The organism is Kitasatospora sp. NPDC047058 (assembly GCF_040643935.1).
GTDB lineage: Bacteria > Actinomycetota > Actinomycetes > Streptomycetales > Streptomycetaceae > Kitasatospora.
This window is the reverse complement of record NZ_JBEYVJ010000740.1, coordinates 1-2,016: the sequence shown is the minus strand read 5'-3', so window position 1 is coordinate 2,016 and position 2,016 is coordinate 1. Positions and strand designations below refer to the sequence as shown.

General features: G+C 74.6%; 2 protein-coding genes and 1 pseudogene. All 3 read left to right on the top strand.

Annotation, left to right across the window (positions count from 1 at the left end; all coding sequences use genetic code 11):
- Positions 1–106 (top strand): annotated as a pseudogene (locus ABZ885_RS40005) (ABC transporter); the annotation flags it as partial.
- A complete protein-coding gene (locus tag ABZ885_RS40000; protein ID WP_360199952.1) occupies positions 103–1,227 on the top strand; it encodes an AMP-binding protein in 1,125 nt (374 codons plus the stop codon). The pseudogene ABZ885_RS40005 and the gene ABZ885_RS40000, both read left to right, overlap by 4 nt.
- Positions 1,224–2,016 (top strand): MFS transporter (locus ABZ885_RS39995; protein WP_360199950.1); only part of this gene is annotated, 793 nt, incomplete at its 3' end. The genes ABZ885_RS40000 and ABZ885_RS39995, both read left to right, overlap by 4 nt.

The following is a 2,016-nucleotide window of genomic DNA, read 5'->3' as shown; positions in this document are numbered from 1 at the left end:
CGGGCAGTTCTCCGCCGTCGACGGCCTGATCACCGGCGAGGAGAACATGCTCCTCATGGCGGACCTCCACCACCTGCCCAGGCGCGAGGGCCGGCCGGCAGCATCGGCAGCCTCGACGAACTGGCCGCCCTCCCGCCGCTGGCCAAGGACGACCTGAACACCGCCCTCGCCCACCTGGAGCCGCGGGCCGCGGCCGGCGCCACCTGGCTGTTCCAGAGCGGCGGCTCCACCGGCGCCCCCAAGCTCGGCTACGCGCCCACCGGCTTCTACATGGCCGGGGTGCACGCGCACTGGCAGCCGCTCGACCGCGACGACACCTTCGTCAACGCCTGGGGCGCCGGGCGGATGTGGGGCGCGCACTTCCTCGCCGCCGCGCTCGCGGACCTGGCGGGCTGCCGGGTGATCGCGCTCGGCTCGGTCACCCGGGAGGAGTACGGGGAGTGGCTGGGCTTCCTCGCCGACCGACGGGCCACCGCGATCGGCGGCACCCCGAGCGTCCTGCGGCTCTGGTTCGCGCACGCCCGCGCCGCCGGCCTGAAGCTGCCCGCCCTGCGCAAGGTGCTCTGGCTCGGCGAGGCCTGGCAGCCGCAGCTCGACGAGGACCTCGCGGCCGTCGCGCCGCAGGCCCGCCGCTGGGGCATGTTCGGCTCCACCGAGACCTGGGTGGTCGGCACCAACACCCCGGACTGCCCGGCCGACACCTTCCACCCGCTGCCCCGGCAACTGGTGCACGCCGGCCCCGACGGCCTGCTGGACTTCACCACCCTCGACCCCGAGGTGCTCAACCCGGTGCTGCGCTACCGCACGGGCGACGCGGGGGAGTTGACCACCTGCCGGTGCGGGCGGCCCGGCCGGGCGATGCGCGTGCTCGGCCGGCGCGACAGCGTCGTCCAGGTGCGCGGACTCGGCCTGCACGTGGACGAGCTGCTCGCCCGGGCCGAGCGCGAACCGGGCGTCTCCCGCGCCCAGGTGGTGATCACCGAGTACGGCGGCCGGGCCACCGGCGTCGACCTCCTGCTGCTCGCCCCCGCGGCAGCGCGGACCGGAGGCGTGGACACCGCCCGGCTGCGCACCGAACTGCTCTCCGCGACGTTCACCCTCAGCACCGCCTTCCAGCACGACCCGGAGAACTTCCGGGTCCGCGCGGTGCACGAGCTGGTCGGCAACGACCGCACCGGCAAGACGGCCGGGTTCGTGATCCGCACGGCCGACGGGGAGACCTCGTGACGGCCCGGCGCCCCGCCGGCCTCGGGCGCGGCTTCAACCTGTTCTGGGCCGGCCAGACGGTCAGCGTGGTCGGCGACCGGATCACCGTCTTCGTCGTCCCCACCCTGATGATCTTCGTGCTGCATGCCTCCGCCCTCCAGGTCGGCGTGGTGGCGATGGCCCAGTACCTCGGCATCCCGCTGCTCGGGCCGGTGGCCGGCGTCCTCGTCGACCGCTGGAACAAACGCCGCACGATGCTCGCCTGCGACCTCCTGCGCCTCGGCGCCGTCGCCGTCATCCCGCTCGCCCACTGGCTGGACGTCCTCTCCACCCCGCTGCTGTTCGGCTGCGTCGCGGTGATCAGCGGCGCGACCATCTTCTTCAACGTCGGCTACCTGATCGCCGTCCCCGCGGTGGTGGAGGACGACCAGCTGGTCCGCGCCTACTCCCGCCTCGAAGGCAGCGGCTCGGTCGCCGAAGTGGCCGGCCCCTCCATCGCGGCGGCCCTGTACAGCGCGCTCGGCGTGGCCGCACTGCTGGTGGACGCCGCCAGCTACCTGGTCTCCGCCGCCTGCTTCCGGTCCATGAGGCCGTGGGGCGGGCGCACGGTCGTCGAGGGCACCGTCTGGCAGCGGCTGACCGCCGGCTTCCGGATGAACTGGGCCGACCCGGTGCTGCGCCGCGTGGTGCTCGCGGGCACCGCGCTGAACTGCGGCGGGCCGGTCTTCGTCACCGTGCTGCCGGTCCTCGCCTACCGGGGTCTCGACGTCCCGGTCGGCGTCTTCGGTGCGGCCATGTCGGCCGGCGCGG